This window comes from Kitasatospora sp. NPDC041988 (genome assembly GCF_055588525.1).
The window spans coordinates 1-16,720 of sequence record NZ_JBVJCO010000030.1 but is presented as its reverse complement, the minus strand read 5'-3'; the positions used below and the strand labels follow the sequence as shown (position 1 = coordinate 16,720).

Here is a 16,720-nt window from a genome sequence, read left to right as displayed (position 1 = left end):
GCGATCTGATCAGCCCCGGGCCCTCGGCGTGTCCGGCCGGCCGGGGGTGCCACGCCCGGGCCCGCCGGGGTCACCGCAGCGACCACACCACGCCGTTGACGATGAGCGCCTTGGTCAGCCGCCCGGTCAGGCCGGTGAGCACGGTGGGCCGCATCGAGTCGTCGCCGTGGATCAGCTGGACCATGCCGTCCCGGCGGCCGAGGCTCAGGCACTGCACCGCGTACCGGAACGCGAAGGGCTTGTCGGTGCCCCCGGCGAGCAGCTTGCCGAGGTAGCGGCCCATCGGCTGGGCGGTGGCGCAGGCCATCCGCAGGGTGCCGGTGCCGGGGACGGTGACCTCGGCGGCGTCGCCGATCACGTGGACGTCGGGGTGCGAGACCGAGCGCAGGTGGCTGTCGACCACGGCCTGGCCGGCCGCGTTGACGGTCAGGCCGGCCTCGGCGGCCAGCGGGTGCGGCTCCAGAGCGGCGGCCCAGGCGACCACGTCGGCGGGGATCCGGCCGGCGGTGGTCTCCAGGCCGTCCGGGTCGACGGCGGTGACGGTGCTCTGCTCGTGCACCTCGACGCCGAGCCGGCCCATCACGTCCAGGACGTGGCGGCGGCCGCGGGCCGAGAACCAGCCGCCGACCTGGCCGGCGGCGACGATCCGGACCTTCCAGCCGGGGTTGGCCTCGGCGATCTCGGTGGCCAGTTCGATGCCGGTGGCGCCGCCGCCGACCACGGCGACGGTGCCGGGGCGGCCGGCGGTGCGCAGCCGCCGGCCCAGTTCGGCGGCCCGCTCGACGGGGTAGGCGTGCTCGGCGGCGCCGGGGACGCCGTGCCAGGCGGTGCGGCTGCCGAGGGCGTAGACCAGGGTGTCGTAGGGGACGGCCTCGCCGGTGTCCAGGAAGACCTTGCGGGCGTTGAGGTCGAGGGCGGTGGCGCGGGCCGCGATGTGTCGCACGCCGCGGCCGCGGACGACCTCGGCGACGGTGGGCCGGTGTGCGGGCCGGCCGGCGGCGGTCTCGTGCTGGCGGACGCGGTGCAGGAAGCGGGTTTCCGGGGCGATCAGAGTCACCCGGTTGTGCTTGCCGCGCCCGGGTCGCCGCGGTCAGTCCCGCGTAGCCGGCGCCCAGTACGACGATCTGCTTCTCGGTCATGTCGTCCGCCTCCTTCGAAGCGCCTTCTCGAAGCGCTCGCTGCGTTTTCGGGAAGGGGACGACGCGGCCGGTCGAACCGTGACAGTGACCTGCGTCACATGGCGCGCGGGGTCGGGCTAGCCGGCGATCGGCGCGATCCGGGTGAGCTTCTCGGGGTTGACCACCACGTACGCCTCGGTGATCCGGCCGTCGGCGACGGTGAAGGCGAGCACACCGCCGACCGCGCCGTCTGCGTCGTGCCAGAGCAGGCCCGGCTCGCCGTTGACCAGGGCGAACGCGAGGCCCATGTCCGGGGTGAACCACTTCGCGACCAGGCCGGCGACCAGTCGGGAGACCTTGTCGGCGCCGAACACCGGACGGGCACCGGCGGTGACGACCCCGCCGCCGTCGGAGTGCCAGACGACCTCCGGGTCGAGCACGGCGAGCAGGCCCTCGATGTCGCCGCGCGTGGACGCCGCGGCGAACGCCTCCACCGCCTGCCGGTGCTCGGCGCGGTCGGCGGTGGCGCGGCGGCCGCCGTCCTTCACCCGGCGCCGGGCCCGGGAGGCGAGCTGGCGGGTGGCCTCGGTGGAGCGGTCGAGCGAGGCGGCGATCTCGTCGAAGCCGACCGCGAACACGTCGTGCAGCACGAACGCGGCGCGTTCGGCCGGGGTGAGCTGTTCCAGGACGGCGAGCAGTGCCAGCGAGACCGACTCGCCGAGTTCGGCCAGCTCGGCGGGGGAGGAGGGGGAGTCCTGGTAGGAGACGGCCGGTTCGGGCAGCCACTCGCCGAAGTAGGCCTCCCGGCGGGCCCGGGCGGAGCCCAGCTGGTCGTAGCAGAGCCGGGTGACGACGGTGGTGAGGAAGGCCCGCGGGTCGGTGACGGCGGACTGGTCGGCGGACCGCCAGCGCAGCCAGGCCTCCTGCAGTACGTCCTCGGCGTCGCTGAACGACCCGAGCAGCCGGTAGGCGACCGAGCCCAGGTAGCGCCGGTTCACCTCGAAGGCGTCAGGGGTCGCGTCCGGGCTCGGCACGGCTGCAGCCGACGGGTCGTCACTCACAGGCCCCACGGTAGCGCCCGCCGCCCGGAAGGCGAAGATCGGAAGGCGAAGACCGGAAGATGAAGAGCCGGAGGGGGGCGCCGCAGTGGCCGGCGTCCCCCTCCGGCTCCTCGCCGGGCGTGCCCGGTCAGTCGACCTCGGCCACCGCCTCGGCGAACTGCGCCTTGTACAGCCGCGCGTACGCGGCGTCGGTGGCGATCAGCTCGTCGTGCGTGCCCTGCTCGACGATCGAGCCGTTCTCCATCACCAGGATCACGTCGGCGTCCCGGATGGTGGAGAGCCGGTGGGCGATCACGAAGCTGGTGCGGCCGGTGCGCAGCCGGGCCATGGCGCGCTGGATCAGTACCTCGGTGCGGGTGTCGACCGAGCTGGTCGCCTCGTCCAGGACGAGGATCGACGGCTGTGCGAGGAACGCCCGGGCGATGGTGATGAGCTGCTTCTCGCCGGCGCTGACGCCGGTGCCCTCGTCGTCGATCCGGGTGTCGTAGCCGTCCGGCAGGGTGCGGACGAAGCGGTCGACGTGCGCGGCCTTGGCCGCCTCGATGACCTGCTCGCGGGTGGCGCCGTCGGCGCCGTACGCGATGTTCTCGGCGATGGTGCCGCCGAACAGCCAGGTGTCCTGGAGGACCATGCCGATGCCGGAGCGCAGCTCCTCGCGGGACATGGCGGCGATGTCCACCCCGTCGAGGGTGATCCGTCCGCCGCTGACCTCGTAGAACCGCATCAGCAGGTTGACCATGGTGGTCTTGCCGGCGCCGGTGGGGCCGACGATGGCGACGGTCTGCCCGGGTTCGACCTTGAGCGAGAGGTCCTCGATGAGCGGCGTGTCGGGCTCGTAGCGGAAGGAGACGTCCTGGAAGGAGACCCGGCCGCGGACGGCGTCGGGACGTTCCGGCATGGCCGGCTCGGGGGTCTGCTCGGGAGCGTCCAGCAGTTCGAAGACGCGTTCGGCGGAGGCGATGCCGGACTGCACCAGGTTGGCCATGCTGGCGACCTGGGTGAGCGGCTGGCTGAACTGCCGCGAGTACTGGATGAAGGCCTGTACGTCGCCGATGGACAGCGCGCCGCTGGCCACCCGGAGCCCGCCGACCACGGCGACCAGCACGTACTGGAGGTTTGCGAGCAGTATCATCGCGGGCTGGATGATCCCGGAGATGAACTGGGCCCGGAAGCTGGACTCGAAGAGCGACTCGTTGTGCTCGCGGAAGGTCTCGGCGGACTCCTTCTGCCGGCCGAAGACCTTGACCAGGGCGTGCCCGGTGTACATCTCCTCGATGTGCGCGTTCAGCTGGCCGGTGGACTTCCACTGCTGGACGAACTGCGGCTGGGCCCGCTTGCCGACCTTGGTCGCCACGACCACCGAGAGCGGCACCGAGACCAGCGCGATCAGGGCGAGCAGCGGCGAGATCCAGAACATCATGGCCAGCACGCCGACCACGGTGAGCAGCGAGTTCACCACCTGGCCCATGGTCTGCTGCATGGACTGGCCGATGTTGTCGATGTCGTTGGTGACCCGGCTGAGCACCTCGCCGCGCGGCTGCTTGTCGAAGTAGCTGAGCGGCAGCCGGGCGAGCTTGGCCTCGACGTCCTGGCGCAGCCGGTAGCCGGCCCGCTGGATGGCGGTGGTGGCGAGCCGGCCCTGGACGATGCCGAAGACGGCGGAGGCGACGTAGATCGCCAGCACCCAGAGCAGCACGGTGCCGATCGCCCCGAAGTCCATGCCCTGGCCGGGGGTGAAGTCGATCGAGGAGAGCACGTCGGCGACGTTGCCGTCGCCGCCGGCGCGCAGGCCCGCGATGACCTGCTCCTTGGTGGTGCCGGCCGGGAACTTGTCGCCGACCACGCCGGCGAAGATCAGGTCGGTGGCGTTGCCGAGGATCTTGGGGCCGGTGACGGCGCAGCCGATGCTGAGCACGCCGAGCGCGAGGACGCCGGAGAGCAGGGCGCGTTCCGGGCGCAGCAGCTTGAGGACGCGTTTGCCGGAGCCCTTGAAGTCCATCGACTTCTCGGCGCCCTGGCCGCCCATGAACCGGCCGGGGCCGGCCGGGCCGCGGCGGGCGGCGGCGGACTGCGAGTCGCTGCGCGGCTCGCCGGGGCCCGCCGCGCCGGGGCCCGGGCCCTGCTGTGCCGGGCCCTTCGTCAAGGGCGTCTTCTTGTCCGCGGTGGTCACGCCGCCTCCTGCTCGGTGAGCTGGGAGAGCACGATCTCCCGGTATGTCGGGTTGCCGGCCATCAGCTCGCCGTGGGTGCCGCTGCCGACGACGGCGCCCTCGTCCAGGACGATGATCCGGTCGGCGTCGCGGATGGTGGAGACGCGCTGGGCGACGATCAGCACGGTGGCGTCGGAGGTCTCCCGGGCGAGCGCCTTGCGGAGCCTGGCGTCGGTGGCGTAGTCGAGCGCCGAGAAGGAGTCGTCGAACAGGTAGACGCCGGGCTTGCGGACCAGTGCGCGGGCGATCGCGAGGCGCTGGCGCTGGCCGCCGGAGACGTTGCTGCCGCCCTGGGCGATGGGCGCGTCCAGGCCTTCGGGGAGGAGCTCGACGAAGTCCCTGGCCTGGGCGACGTCGAGGGCGTGCCAGAGCTCCTCGTCGGTGGCGTCGGGCCGGCCGTAGCGCAGGTTGCTGGCGACGGTGCCGGTGAACAGGTAGGGCTTCTGCGGCACGAGGCCGACGGTCTCGGCGATGGCCTCGGGGGCGAGGTCGCGCACGTCGACGCCGTCCAGCAGGACCTGCCCGGAGGTGGCGTCGAAGAGCCGGGGGACGAGGCCGAGCAGGGTGGACTTGCCGCTGCCGGTGGAGCCGATGACGGCGGTGGTCTGGCCGGGGCGGGCGGTGATGTCGATGCCGCGCAGTACGGAGGCCTCGGCGCCCGGGTAGCGGAATTCGACGTCGCGCAGCTCCAGGTTGCCCCGGGCCAGCACCTCGGTGACCGGAGCGGACGGCGGGACGACGCTGGAGCGGGTGTCCAGCACCTCCTGGATACGCTCGGCGCAGACCTCGGCGCGCGGCACCATCATGAACATGAAGGTGGCCATCATGACGCTCATCAGGATCTGCATCAGGTAGGAGAGGAAGGCGGTCAGCGCGCCGATCTCCATGCCGCCGCTGTCGATCCGCTGTGCGCCGAACCAGAGCACGGCGACGCTGGAGACGTTCACCACCAGCATCACGAGCGGGAACATCAGCGACATCAACCGGCCGACCTGGAGCGAGACGTCGGTCAGCTCCCCGTTGGCGCCGGCGAACCGGGTCTGCTCGTGGTCGTCTTTGACGAAGGCTCGGATGACCCGGATGCCGGTGATCTGCTCGCGCAGAACCCGGTTCACGGTGTCGATCTTCGTCTGCATGCTGCGGAACTTGGGGCGCAGCGAGCGGACCAGCAGGGTGACGACGATGCCGAGCACCGGGACGACGGCGAGCAGCAGCCCGGAGAGCGGGACGTCCTGGTTGAGCGCCATGATGATGCCGCCGACGCACATGATCGGCGCGGCGACCATCAGCGTGAAGGACATCAGGACCAGCATCTGGACCTGCTGGACGTCGTTGGTGGTGCGGGTGATCAGCGAGGGGGCGCCGAACTGGCCGAGTTCGCGGGCGGAGAAGCTCTGCACCCGGTCGAAGACGGCGGCCCGGACGTCCCGGCCGACGGCCATCGCGGTGCGCGCGCCGTAGTAGACGGCGCCGATCGAGCAGAACGCCTGGGCCACGGTGATGGCGATCATCACGCCGCCGAGCCGCAGGATGGTCCCCGTGTCGCCCTTCACCACACCGTCGTCGATGATGTCGGCGTTGAGTGTGGGCAGGTAGAGCAGGGCGAGCGTCGAGACCAGCTGGAGCAGCACCAGCAGGGTGATCGGTCGGGAGTAGGGGCGCAGGTACGCCCGGAGCAGTCTGATCAGCACTGGCACACTCTTGTCGTCGGCAGTGGGATTCGCATCCCGATTCTCGTTCTTTGGTGGACTCGTACAGGCGATTCTGGGTACGCCGCCCGGATGTTTGTCCAGTCCTTTGCCTCCTTTGCCCGGTGTTGCGGTGGAGCCGGTTGCGGGCGCTCTCGCAGGCTGCACCCGGCGCCCGGAGGCGTGCCAGGCTGTCCCGCCCTCTTACGGAATGACCGGTTTCCCCCTAGGCTGCTGATTGCCCCCTTGTTACTCACCGGTACCAGTCCGGTCGGTCGGGGGCCCGGCGACCGCCCCCACGGGAGCCGCGACAATCCCTCAGACGGCCACCCGCCCCCGGAGGTCCTCGTTGAGTTCCGCGCAGTCCCTGATCGACTCCGGCCGTGCCGACATCGTTGCCGCGCGTCCCGCCTCCGTCGCCCACCTGTTCCAGGAGCGGGTCGCCGCCACCCCGGCCGGTGAGGCGTACCGCTTTCCCGTCCCGGTGGACGAGCACGCGGCGGACAGCACCCCCGGCGCCGAGCAGTGGCGCTCGCTGACCTGGGCGCAGACCGCCACCCGGGTGTACGCGGTGGCCGCAGGCCTGCTGTCGCTGGGCATCCAGCCCGAGGACCGGGTCGCGCTGGCCTCCTCCACCCGGCTGGAGTGGGTCATCGCCGACCTCGGCAACATGTGCGCGGGCGCGGCCACCACCGCCGTCTACCCGAGCACCAACGCCGACGAGACGGCGTTCATCCTCTCCGACTCCGGCTCCAGGGCCCTGTTCGCCGAGAACGCCGCCCAGCTCGCCAAGGCCGTCGCCGAGGCCGACCGGCTGCCCGAGCTGCGCACCGTCGTCCTCTTCGACGCGCCCGCCGAGGCTCCCGAGACCGGCGGGCTGAACGTGCTCACCCTGGCCGAGCTGGAGCAGCTCGGCGCCGAGTACCTGGTGCAGCACCCGGACGCCGTCGAGAAGACCATCGCCGCGCTCGACAAGGAGCAGCTGGCCACCCTCATCTACACCTCCGGCACGACCGGGCGTCCCAAGGGCGTGCGTCTGGTGCACGACTGCTGGGCGTACGAGGGACGGGCCCAGGAGGCCAGCGGGCTGCTGGCCGCCGACGACGTGCAGTTCATGTGGCTGCCGCTCTCGCACGTCTTCGGCAAGACGCTGATCTCGGGGCAGATCGCCACCGGCCACGTGATGGCCGTGGACGGCAGGGTCGACCGGATCATCCACAACCTGCCGGTCATCCGGCCGACCGTCATGGCCTCGGCGCCGCGCATCTTCGAGAAGGTCTACAACGGCATCGCCGGCAAGGCCCGGGCCGAGGGCGGCGCCAAGTACAGGATCTTCATGTGGGCGGCGCAGACCGCCCGGGAGTACGCCCGGGTCGTCCAGGACAACCGGGTCGCCACCGGTGTCGGCAGTGCCCCGCTGGGCCTGCGGCTGCAGCACGCGCTCGCCGACAAGCTGGTGTTCGCCAAGATCCGGGCCGCCTTCGGCGGGCGGCTGCGCGGCGCGGTCTCCGGCAGTGCCGCGCTCGCCCCCGAGATCGGCTACTTCTTCGTCGGCGCCGGGGTGCCGATCCTGGAGGGCTACGGCCTGAGCGAGACCAGCGCCGGCTCGTCCGTCAACCGTGCGGAGGACGTCCGGGTCGGCACGGTCGGCCGCGCGCTGCCCGGCACCGAGGTCCGGATCGCCGAGGACGGCGAGATCCTGCTGCGCGGCCCCGGCATCATGCGCGGCTACCACAACCTGCCGGAGAAGACCGCCGAGGTGCTGGAGGCCGACGGCTGGTTCCACACCGAGGACATCGGCGAACTGTCCGCGGACGGCTTCCTGCGGATCACCGACCGCAAGAAGGACATGTTCAAGACCTCCGGCGGCAAGTACGTCGCGCCCAGCGAGGTCGAGGGCAAGTTCAAGGCGGTCTGCCCGTTCGTCAGCAACATCCTGGTGATCGGCAACGGCCGCAACTTCTGCACCGCGCTGATCGGCCTCGACGAGTCGGTGATCATGCCGTGGGCCGCCGAGCACGGCCTGGCCGGCAAGTCCTACGCCGAGGTGGTCGCCGACCCGCAGGTGCACAAGCTGATCGACGGCTTCGTGCAGCGCCTCAACTCCGGTCTCCAGCGCTGGCAGACGATCAAGAAGTTCACCCTGCTCCCGCGCGACCTGGACATCGAGCACGGCGAGCTCACGCCGAGCCTGAAGATCAAGCGCCCGGTGGTCGAGCGGACGTACGCCGACGCCGTCACCGAGATGTACGCGGGCGCCAACGAGGCCTGACCCGCTTCCGCCCCGTACGGCCCGGGCAGCCCGATCGTTTCGGGGCTGCCCGGGCCGTACGGGACAATGGGGTCATGCCCTCCGCACTCCCCGACGGCGAACCCGTGCCGTCCGACGGTTCCCTGCCCGCACACGCCCTCGCCGGGCTCGGGTCGCGGCCGTTCGGCTTCTACCTGCACGTGCCGTACTGCGCGAGCCGCTGCGGCTACTGCGACTTCAACACCTACACCGCCACCGAGCTGCGCTCCTCCGGGGCTGTCGCCTCCCAGGAGACGTACGCCGACAACGTGGTCGCGGAGATCAGGCTGGCCCGCAGGGTGCTGGGCGACGCCGACCTGCCCGTGCAGACCGTCTTCCTCGGCGGCGGCACGCCCACCCTGCTGCCCGCCCGGGATCTGGTGAAGATGCTCGCCGCGATCCGCGACGAGTTCGGGCTGGCGGAGGGCGCCGAGGTCACCACCGAGGCCAACCCCGAGTCCGTCGACCCGGCCTACCTCGCGGAGCTGCGCGCGGGCGGCTACAACCGGGTCTCCTTCGGCATGCAGAGCGCCCGCCCGCACGTGCTCCGGCTGCTCGACCGCCACCACACCCCGGGCCGCCCCGAGGCCTGCGTCGCCGAGGCCCGCGCGGCCGGCTTCGAGCACGTCAACCTGGACCTCATCTACGGCACCCCCGGCGAGTCCGACGACGACTGGCGGGCCTCCCTGGACGCCGCCATCTCCGCGGGCCCCGACCACGTCTCGGCCTACTCGCTGATCGTCGAGGACGGCACCAAGCTGGCCGCCCGGGTCAAGCGCGGCGAACTCCCGATGATCGACGACGACGTGCACGCCGACCGCTACCTGATCGCCGAGCAGGCGCTCGCCGCCGCCGGCTACTCCTGGTACGAGGTCTCCAACTGGGCCACCACCCCCGAGGGCCGCTGCCGCCACAACGAGCTGTACTGGACGGGCGCCGACTGGTGGGGCGCCGGTCCCGGCGCCCACAGCCACGTCGGCGGCGTCCGCTGGTGGAACGCCAAGCACCCCGCCGCGTACGCCGGCTCCCTCGCCGAGCAGCGCACCCCCGCCCAGGGCCGCGAACTGCTCACCGACGAGGACCGCCGGGTCGAGCGCATCCTCCTCGAACTCCGCCTCGCCGAGGGCATCCCGCTCGCCCTCCTGACGGAGACCGGCCTGAAGGCCGCCGAGCGGGCCCGCAGCGAGGGCCTGCTCGACCCCGTCACCTACGCCGAGGGCCGTGCCACCCTCACCCTCCAGGGCCGCCTGCTGGCCGACGCGGTCGTGCGTGACCTGGTGGACTGACGTACCTGATCGTCGATCCGATCAAGGGCGTCTGCGTGCTGTTGACCGAACCGAGCAGGGCGGCTGCCTCGGGGCTGCCGGACTACGTGGTCGAGCGGACCACCAAGTTCGGTGAGCCGGTTCCGATCGACCTGCTCGGCCTCGCCCTCGACACCTCGGAGTTCCAGGCTTACGTGTAGTCACTCGGGCAGGGTCACGAAGTCGATCAGTTCCTCGACCTTCGCCAGCAGGGCCGGCTCCAGGTCCTTGTAGGAGTCGACCGAGGCCAGGATCCGCTTCCACGCGGAGGGGCTGTCCACCGGCCAGCCGAGGCGGCGGCAGATGCCCTCCTTCCAGACCTCGCCGTACGGGACGTCGGGCCAGCCGGGGATGCCGACGGAGGCGGGCTTCACGGCCTGCCAGATGTCGATGTAGGGGTGGCCGACGACCAGGACGGCGTCGCCGGTCACCCGGGCCGCGATGCGGTGCTCCTTGGTGCCGGGGAGCAGGTGGTCGACCAGGACGCCGAGGCGTCGGCCGGGGCCGGGGGCGAAGTCGGCGACGATCGCGGGCAGGTCGTCGATGCCCTCCAGGTACTCGACCACCACGCCCTCGATCCGCAGGTCGTCGCCCCAGACCCGCTCGACCAGTTCGGCGTCGTGCCGGCCCTCCACGTAGATCCGGGACTCCCGGGCCACCCGGGCGCGGGCACCGGGGACGGCCACCGAGCCGGAGGCCGTCCGGCCGGGCGTGCGGGCGGGCGCGGGCGAGGCGGCCGCGGGCCGGACCAGCGTGACGACCGTGCCCTCCAGCAGGAAGCCGCGTGGCACCAGCGGGAAGACCCGGTGCTTGCCGAAGCGGTCCTCCAGGGTGACGGTGAGGCCCTCGGCGGTCTTCTCGCAGCGCACCACCGCCCCGCAGAAGCCCGTCGCCGCCTCCTCCACGACGAGGTCCCGCTCGGCGGGCACCTCCGGGGCGGGCTGTCGTCCCGCAGCCTGGCGGCTGGGAGGTGCCCCCATCTTCCACGGCGGGGTGAGGTCGGGTCCGTACTGGCGGCTGCGCATGCAGCCGACTATAGGCAGCGGGACCGTCACGGGCCCCGACAGCCGTCACAGACCCGGCGCGCCCCAGACCGGGAACCAGCGGGTGAGGTCCTTCTCCAGCCGCAGGTCGTTCCCGAGCATGGCGTTGACCTGCAGCTCCAGCGGGCTGTTCCGCTTCTCCCCGCCGCCCGGCACCGGCGCGAACGGGTAGAAGGTGCCGCGCTTGTACAGGTAGACCAGCGCCAGCGGCTGCCCCTCGGCGTCGCGGAAGGCGACCAGCGAGCAGAGCAGCTGCGGCCCGAAGCCGTTCGCCTCCAGCTCGCTGTTGACCGCGTGCAGGTCGTTGACCAGCTCCGGCAGCTCCTCGGGCGTGTGCCGGGCGAGCAGCCAGGAGTACCCGTACGCGTCCTTGGAGGCCTCGACCGGCACGCCGCCGCGTTCGGTGTCGGCGTCCAGCAGCGCCCGCACCTGCCGCTCGACCTCGCCGAACGCCCCGCCCTCGACGGAGGCGAAGCAGACCGACCCGACGCCGGTGGGGCGGAAGCCGGAGGCCGCCTCCAGGGTCAGCGCGGCGGACGGTACGCCGAACAGCTGGTCGAGGTCGGGCCTGACCGGCTTGGTGCGGCCGAACAGCGTGTCCAGGAATCCCACGGCGGTCCCTTCCGGAGGTGGTCCCGGCGGCCGGAGCGGCCCGGCCGCCTGAGGCGGTTCAGCGGCCGAGCTGGGCCGAGATCTTCGCCAGCTGCGCCAGCCGCTGCTCCAGCGACGGGTGGGTGGAGAGCAGCTGCGAGGCGGCGTCCCGGGCGCTCAGCGCCGGGGCGAAGTAGAAGGCGTTGTACGGCTGCGCCTTGCGCAGGTCCTTGGTGGGGATCGCGGCGATCTGGCCGGTCACCTTGGTCAGCGCCGAGGCGAGCGCGCTGGGCCGGCCGGTGAGCTGGGCGGCGGCCCGGTCGGCGGCCAGCTCGCGGTAGCGGGAGAGCAGCCTGGTCAGCAGGAAGCTGATCGCGTACACCACCACCGACACCAGCGGGATGATCAGCGCGGCGATCGCGGCGTTGGAGTCGCTGTTGTTCCGGCCGCCGCCCATGAAGCCGCCGTACATCGCGATCCGGGTCATCGCCCCGGCCAGCACCCCGAGGAACCCGGCGATGGTCATCACCGCGACGTCCCGGTGGGCGACGTGCGACAGCTCGTGCGCGAGCACGCCCTCCAGCTCCTCCGGATCCAGCCGTCGCAGCAGCCCGGTGGTGACGCAGACCACGGCGTTCTGCGGGTTGCGGCCGGTCGCGAAGGCGTTCGGCATGTCGTTGTCGGCGACCGCCACCCGGGGTTTGGGCATGTCGGCGAGTGCGCAGAGCCGGTCGACGGTGCCGTGCAGCTGGGGGTACTGCTCCGGGGTGACCCGGTGGGCGCCCATCGCCCGTTCGGTGATCTTGTCGCTGAACCAGAACTGCGCGACGAACAGCCCGCCCGAGATCAGCACGATCAGCGGCCAGGCCCCGCGCAGCAGTGCGATCAGCAGACCGGTGAAACCGACGTACAACAGCCCGATCACGAACATGGTCCCGACCATCCGGCCGGTCAGGCCGCGGTCCGGTGCGAAGCGGGTGTGCTGGCCCGAGGTCGACATCTCTGCTCCTCTGTTCGCCGTCCGCTATCGATGCTGCCACCCGGACGGGCGCGGGGCATCACCCCCGCGCCACGGACTGCGGGCAGGATCACTGTGGCCGGGCCGTTCCTGCCGTCGGACCCGGGCCTTACACTGGCAGGTACGGTTCTGGCACTCGTGTGTTCAGAGTGCCAAAGCCGGGGCCCGCAGTGGGGTCCGCAGCGGGACATACGGACACATGTCACATCGGACAACGTGCGAAGACGGAGGTGCGTGCCCCATGGCCGGTGAGGTCCGCCAGCTCGACGACCGCAAACTCGCGGTGCTTCGCGCCATCGTCCAGGACTACGTGGGCACCGAGGAGCCGGTCGGCTCCAAGGCCCTCGTGGAGCGGCACAGCCTGGGCGTGTCCCCGGCCACCGTTCGCAACGACATGGCGGCGCTGGAGGACGACGGCTACATCCACCAGCCGCACACCAGCGCCGGGCGGATCCCCACCGACAAGGGGTACCGCCTGTTCGTCGACCGGCTGGCCGAGGTCAAGCCGATGAGCGCGCCCGAGCGGCGGGCGATCCGGCACTTCCTGGACGGCGCGGTCGACCTCGACGACGTGGTCGCCCGTACGGTTCGGCTGCTCGCCCAGCTCACCCGGCAGGTCGCGGTGGTCCAGTACCCCTCGCTCTCCCGGTCCACCGTGCGCCACATCGAACTGGTGGCGCTGGCCCCGGCCAAGGTCATGCTGGTCCTGATCACCAACACCGGCCGGGTCGAGCAGCGGCTCGTGGACTGCCCGGGCACGGTCGGCGAGACCGTCCTGGCAGACCTGCGTGCCAAGATCAACACAAGGGCCGTCGGGCAGCGCCTGCCCGAGGTCCCGGAGCTGCTGGACGAGCTGCCGTCCCAGTTCGAGGCGGCCGACCGGCCGGCCGTCACCACCGTCCTGGCGACGCTCTTCGAGGCGCTCGCCGAGCAGAACGAGGAGCGGATCATGCTGGCCGGCACGGCCAACCTGACCCGCTTCGGGCACGACTTCCCGCTCACCATCCAGCCGGTGCTGGAGGCGCTGGAGGAGCAGGTCGTCCTGCTCCGCCTCCTGGGTGAGACGGCCGACGCCGGGATGACGGTCCGGATCGGCCGGGAGAACGCGTACGAAGGGCTCAATTCCACCTCGATCGTCTCCGTGGGCTACGGTTCGGGCGACGAGAGCGTGGCCAAGCTGGGTGTGATCGGTCCGACCCGGATGGACTACCCGGGCACAATGGGGGCGGTGCGAGCGGTGGCACGGTACGTGGGCCAGATCCTGGCCGAGTCGTAGGAACGGCCACCATCGGACGGCCGATGGTGGTACCAGTCGCAAGCACTTCAACAGGCGGAACAAGCGGAGCATTTGGTGGCCACGGACTACTACGCGGTACTCGGCGTCCGACGGGATGCGGGGCAGGACGAGATCAAGAAGGCGTTCCGGCGCCTGGCACGCGAACTGCACCCGGACGTCAACCCGGACCCGAAGACGCAGGAGCGGTTCAAGGAGATCAACGCCGCCTACGAGGTGCTCTCCGATCCGCAGAAGCGCCAGGTCTACGACCTCGGCGGCGACCCCCTGTCGCCCAGCGGCGGCGGCGCGGGCGGATTCGGCGCGGGCGCGGCGGGCTTCGGCTTCTCCGACATCATGGACGCCTTCTTCGGCGCCGCCTCCGGTCAGCGCGGCCCGCGCTCCCGGACCAGGCGTGGCCAGGACGCCATGATCCGGCTGGAGATCACCCTGGAGGAGGCCGCCTTCGGCACCACCAAGGAACTCCAGGTCGACACGGCCGTCACCTGCACCACCTGCAGCGGCGAGGGCGCGGCCCCCGGTACCTCCGCGCAGACCTGTGACATGTGCCGCGGCAAGGGCGAGGTCTCCCAGGTCACCCGGTCCTTCCTGGGCCAGGTCATGACCTCCCGCCCCTGCCCGCAGTGCCAGGGCTTCGGCACCGTGGTGCCGACCCCGTGCCCGGAGTGCGCCGGTGACGGCCGCGTCCGCGCCCGCCGCACCCTGACCGTCAAGATCCCGGCCGGTGTCGACAACGGCACCCGGATCCAGCTGGCCGGCGAGGGCGAGGTCGGCCCCGGCGGCGGCCCCGCCGGCGACCTCTACGTCGAGATCGCCGAGACCAGCCACACGGTGTTCCAGCGGCGCGGCGACGACCTGCACTGCACCGTCACCATCCCGATGACGGCCGCCTCGCTCGGTACCCAGGTGCCGCTGCAGACCCTGGACGGGCTGGAGGAGGTCGACATCCGGCCCGGCACCCAGTCCGGCCAGTCGATCCCGCTGCACGGCCGCGGCATCACCCACCTGCGCGGCGGCGGCCGGGGCGACCTGATAGTGCATGTCGAGGTGCAGACGCCCACCAAGCTCGACGCCGAGCAGGAGGACCTGCTGCGCCGCCTCGCGGTGCTGCGCGGCGAGGAACGGCCCTCAGGCCAGTTCGCGCCGGGCCAGCAGGGGCTGTTCTCCCGTCTGAAGGACGCCTTCAACGGCCGCTGACCGCACCGGCGCCCGGTGACCCGGACCGGGTCACCGGGCGCCGTCGTTCCATCGCACAGAGATCTCAGGGGAACCCCCATGACCGCGCCCGTGTTCGTCGTCGAGACCGCGCAGCTCGCCACCGCCGCCCCCGGCGCGGTGGTCCGGCTGGACGGTCCGGAGGGGCGGCACGCCGCCGCCGTGAAGCGGCTGGAGCCCGGCGAGGCGGTGACCCTCGCGGACGGGCTGGGCCTCGGCGTGGACGGCACGGTGGCGGCGGTGCACGGCAAGGACGCGATCGACGTGGCCGTGACCGCCGTCCGGCGGGAGCCCGAGCCGGCGCCGCGGATCGTCGTCGTCCAGGCGCTGCCCAAGGGCGACCGCGGCGAGCTCGCCGTGGAGACCATGACCGAGGTCGGCGTGGACGTGGTGATCCCCTGGGCCGCCTCGCGCTGCATCACCCAGTGGAAGGGCGAGCGCGGCGCCAAGGCGCTGGCCAAGTGGCGGGCCACCGCCCGCGAGGCGGGCAAGCAGTCCCGCCGGCTGCGCTTCCCCGACGTCCGCGAGCCGGTGACCACCCGGCAGCTGGCGCCCGTCCTGGCCGGTGCCGCGCTCGCCGCCGTGCTGCACGAGGACGGCGCCGAGCCGCTGGCCGGTGCAACCCTGCCGGCGAGCGGGGACATCGTGCTGGTGATCGGCCCCGAGGGCGGGGTCTCCCCGGACGAGCTGGCCGCCTTCGCCGAGGCCGGTGCCAGGCCGTACCGGCTCGGTCCGTCGGTGCTGCGCACCTCCACGGCGGGCGTGGCCGCCGGCGCCCTGCTGCTGGGCCGCACCGGCCGCTGGAGCTGAGCCGTCAGCCCCGGGGCCGTCAGCCCCGGGGCCGTCAGCCCCGGGTCCTGAGGTCCCGGGGCCGTGGGCGGGCGTCCCCCACCCGGGTTGGCTGTTCCGGAAAACCCCGGTGCATCGTGTGCGGACGTGCCTAGGCTGACTGCGTGAGCGAATCTCCGAGCACCCCTGCCGGCGCCTACCTGCGCCACCCGCACCTGCACGGTGACCTGGTCACCTTCGTGGCCGAGAACGACGTCTGGCTCGCCCCGCTGGACGGCGGCCGGGCCTGGCGGCTGACGGCCGATCATGTCCCCGTCCGCAGACCGCGGTTCTCCCCGGACGGGCGGCACATCGCCTTCACCTCCACCCGGGACGGCGCGCCGGAGGTGCACCTCGCGCCGGTGGACGGCGGCCCGTCCCGGCGGCTGACGTACTGGGGCAGCGACCAGACCCAGCTGCAGGGCTGGACGGCCGACGGCCGCCCGATCGCCACCACCACCGCCGGGCAGGCCACCCTGCGCCGCACCTGGGCGCACGCCGTGCCGCTGGACGGCGGAGAGCCGGTCCGGCTGCCGTACGGGCCGGTCGGGGGCCTGGCGTTCGAGCCGGACGGCGACCGGGTGCTGCTGGTCTCGGCGAACAACCGGGACCCGGCCTGGTGGAAGCGGTACCGGGGCGGCCAGGCCGGCAAGCTCTGGATCGGCCGCGACGAGTTCGTCCGCGTCCACGAGGAGCTGGACGGGCAGCTCGACTCCCCGCTCTGGGTGGGCGGGCCCGGCACCGCCAGGATCGCCTTCCTCTCGGACCACGAGGGCGTCGGCGAGCTGTACTCCAGCCTCCCGGACGGGACCGACCTGCGCCGTCACACCACCTCCCCGGAGGGCTTCTACGCCCGCAACGCCACCACCGACGGCACCCGGGTGGTCTGGCACCGGGCCGGTGACCTCTGGCTGCTGGACAACCTGGACGACCAGGCCGGCGCCGACGCCACGGGCGGCGCCGGGCCGCGCCGGCTCGACATCCGGCTGGCCGGGCCGCGGGCCGGGGGGGGGGGGGGTACGGGGGGGGACAACACCCGGCCGGGGGGTGAAGCTACATAC

The 16,720-nt window shown here is 72.4% G+C and carries 13 protein-coding genes and 1 pseudogene; 7 read left to right on the top strand and 7 right to left on the bottom strand.

Annotated elements, in window-relative coordinates:
• Positions 1–70: 70 nt before the first annotated feature.
• The 4 genes from ACZ6NC_RS26955 to ACZ6NC_RS26940 all read right to left on the bottom strand — a co-directional run bounded on the left by ACZ6NC_RS26955 (position 71) and on the right by ACZ6NC_RS26940 (position 6,079).
• Positions 71–1,057, bottom strand: coding sequence for an NAD(P)/FAD-dependent oxidoreductase (locus ACZ6NC_RS26955; RefSeq protein WP_465736347.1), 987 nt, complete (start codon positions 1,055–1,057; stop codon positions 71–73).
• A gap of 198 nt (positions 1,058–1,255) precedes the next feature.
• The gene (gene sigJ / locus ACZ6NC_RS26950; protein ID WP_465736346.1) at positions 1,256–2,179 is read right to left on the bottom strand and encodes an RNA polymerase sigma factor SigJ; all 924 of its coding nucleotides are present in this window, start codon (positions 2,177–2,179) and stop codon (positions 1,256–1,258) included.
• A gap of 127 nt (positions 2,180–2,306) precedes the next feature.
• The gene (locus ACZ6NC_RS26945) at positions 2,307–4,205 is read right to left on the bottom strand and encodes an ABC transporter ATP-binding protein (protein ID WP_465736416.1); all 1,899 of its coding nucleotides are present in this window, start codon (positions 4,203–4,205) and stop codon (positions 2,307–2,309) included.
• A gap of 140 nt (positions 4,206–4,345) precedes the next feature.
• On the bottom strand, positions 4,346–6,079 hold the full coding sequence (locus ACZ6NC_RS26940; RefSeq protein ID WP_465736345.1) for an ABC transporter ATP-binding protein: 1,734 nt from the start codon (positions 6,077–6,079) through the stop codon (positions 4,346–4,348).
• A gap of 346 nt (positions 6,080–6,425) precedes the next feature.
• Here ACZ6NC_RS26940 and ACZ6NC_RS26935 point away from each other — a divergent pair, with 346 nt between their 5' ends.
• The 3 genes from ACZ6NC_RS26935 (at position 6,426) to ACZ6NC_RS26925 (ending at position 9,831) form a co-directional block, all read left to right on the top strand.
• Positions 6,426–8,348 carry an AMP-dependent synthetase/ligase gene (locus ACZ6NC_RS26935; RefSeq protein WP_465736344.1) on the top strand — a complete coding sequence of 641 codons (1,923 nt, stop codon included), beginning with the start codon at positions 6,426–6,428 and terminating at the stop codon, positions 8,346–8,348.
• A gap of 74 nt (positions 8,349–8,422) precedes the next feature.
• A complete protein-coding gene (hemW, locus tag ACZ6NC_RS26930) occupies positions 8,423–9,652 on the top strand; it encodes a radical SAM family heme chaperone HemW (protein WP_465736343.1) in 1,230 nt (409 codons plus the stop codon).
• Between the two features lie 35 nt (positions 9,653–9,687).
• Positions 9,688–9,831: a hypothetical protein gene (locus tag ACZ6NC_RS26925; protein WP_465736342.1), complete on the top strand. Its 144-nt coding sequence runs from the start codon at positions 9,688–9,690 to the stop codon at positions 9,829–9,831.
• On the opposite strand, the gene ACZ6NC_RS26920 is transcribed toward ACZ6NC_RS26925, so the two are convergent.
• Genes ACZ6NC_RS26920 through htpX form a run of 3 tightly spaced genes read right to left on the bottom strand, consistent with a single transcriptional unit; the run spans position 9,832 to position 12,304 of the window.
• Positions 9,832–10,695, bottom strand: a complete 864-nt coding sequence (locus ACZ6NC_RS26920) for a DUF3097 domain-containing protein (RefSeq protein ID WP_465736341.1) — start codon at positions 10,693–10,695, stop codon at positions 9,832–9,834. It lies immediately after the preceding gene.
• A 45-nt stretch (positions 10,696–10,740) separates the two neighbouring features.
• Entirely contained in the window at positions 10,741–11,325 is a 585-nt protein-coding gene (gene pspAB, locus ACZ6NC_RS26915) for a PspA-associated protein PspAB (protein WP_396323215.1), read from the bottom strand.
• 58 nt (positions 11,326–11,383) lie between these two features.
• Positions 11,384–12,304: a zinc metalloprotease HtpX gene (gene htpX / locus ACZ6NC_RS26910; RefSeq protein WP_465736340.1), complete on the bottom strand. Its 921-nt coding sequence runs from the start codon at positions 12,302–12,304 to the stop codon at positions 11,384–11,386.
• Positions 12,305–12,563: 259 nt separating this feature from the next.
• Between htpX and hrcA the strand changes: the two genes are divergently transcribed.
• The 4 genes and pseudogenes from hrcA to ACZ6NC_RS26890 all read left to right on the top strand — a co-directional run.
• A complete protein-coding gene (gene hrcA / locus ACZ6NC_RS26905) occupies positions 12,564–13,598 on the top strand; it encodes a heat-inducible transcriptional repressor HrcA (protein ID WP_465736339.1) in 1,035 nt (344 codons plus the stop codon).
• 75 nt (positions 13,599–13,673) lie between these two features.
• On the top strand, positions 13,674–14,813 hold the full coding sequence (dnaJ, locus tag ACZ6NC_RS26900) for a molecular chaperone DnaJ (RefSeq protein WP_465736338.1): 1,140 nt from the start codon (positions 13,674–13,676) through the stop codon (positions 14,811–14,813).
• A gap of 78 nt (positions 14,814–14,891) precedes the next feature.
• Positions 14,892–15,641, top strand: a complete 750-nt coding sequence (locus ACZ6NC_RS26895; protein WP_465736337.1) for a 16S rRNA (uracil(1498)-N(3))-methyltransferase — start codon at positions 14,892–14,894, stop codon at positions 15,639–15,641.
• Between the two features lie 143 nt (positions 15,642–15,784).
• A pseudogene (locus tag ACZ6NC_RS26890) lies at positions 15,785–16,720 on the top strand (hypothetical protein); the annotation flags it as partial.

Excerpts from the sequence above, each read along its gene's own strand:
- ACZ6NC_RS26945 (WP_465736416.1), bottom strand. The coding sequence starts at position 4,205 with ATGGGCGGCCAGGGCGCCGAGAAGTCGATGGACTTCAAGGGCTCCGGC.
- htpX (WP_465736340.1), bottom strand. The coding sequence starts at position 12,304 with ATGTCGACCTCGGGCCAGCACACCCGCTTCGCACCGGACCGCGGCCTG.
- hemW (WP_465736343.1), top strand. The coding sequence starts at position 8,423 with ATGCCCTCCGCACTCCCCGACGGCGAACCCGTGCCGTCCGACGGTTCC.
- hrcA (WP_465736339.1), top strand. The coding sequence starts at position 12,564 with ATGGCCGGTGAGGTCCGCCAGCTCGACGACCGCAAACTCGCGGTGCTT.
- ACZ6NC_RS26895 (WP_465736337.1), top strand. The coding sequence starts at position 14,892 with ATGACCGCGCCCGTGTTCGTCGTCGAGACCGCGCAGCTCGCCACCGCC.
- ACZ6NC_RS26920 (WP_465736341.1), bottom strand. The coding sequence starts at position 10,695 with ATGCGCAGCCGCCAGTACGGACCCGACCTCACCCCGCCGTGGAAGATG.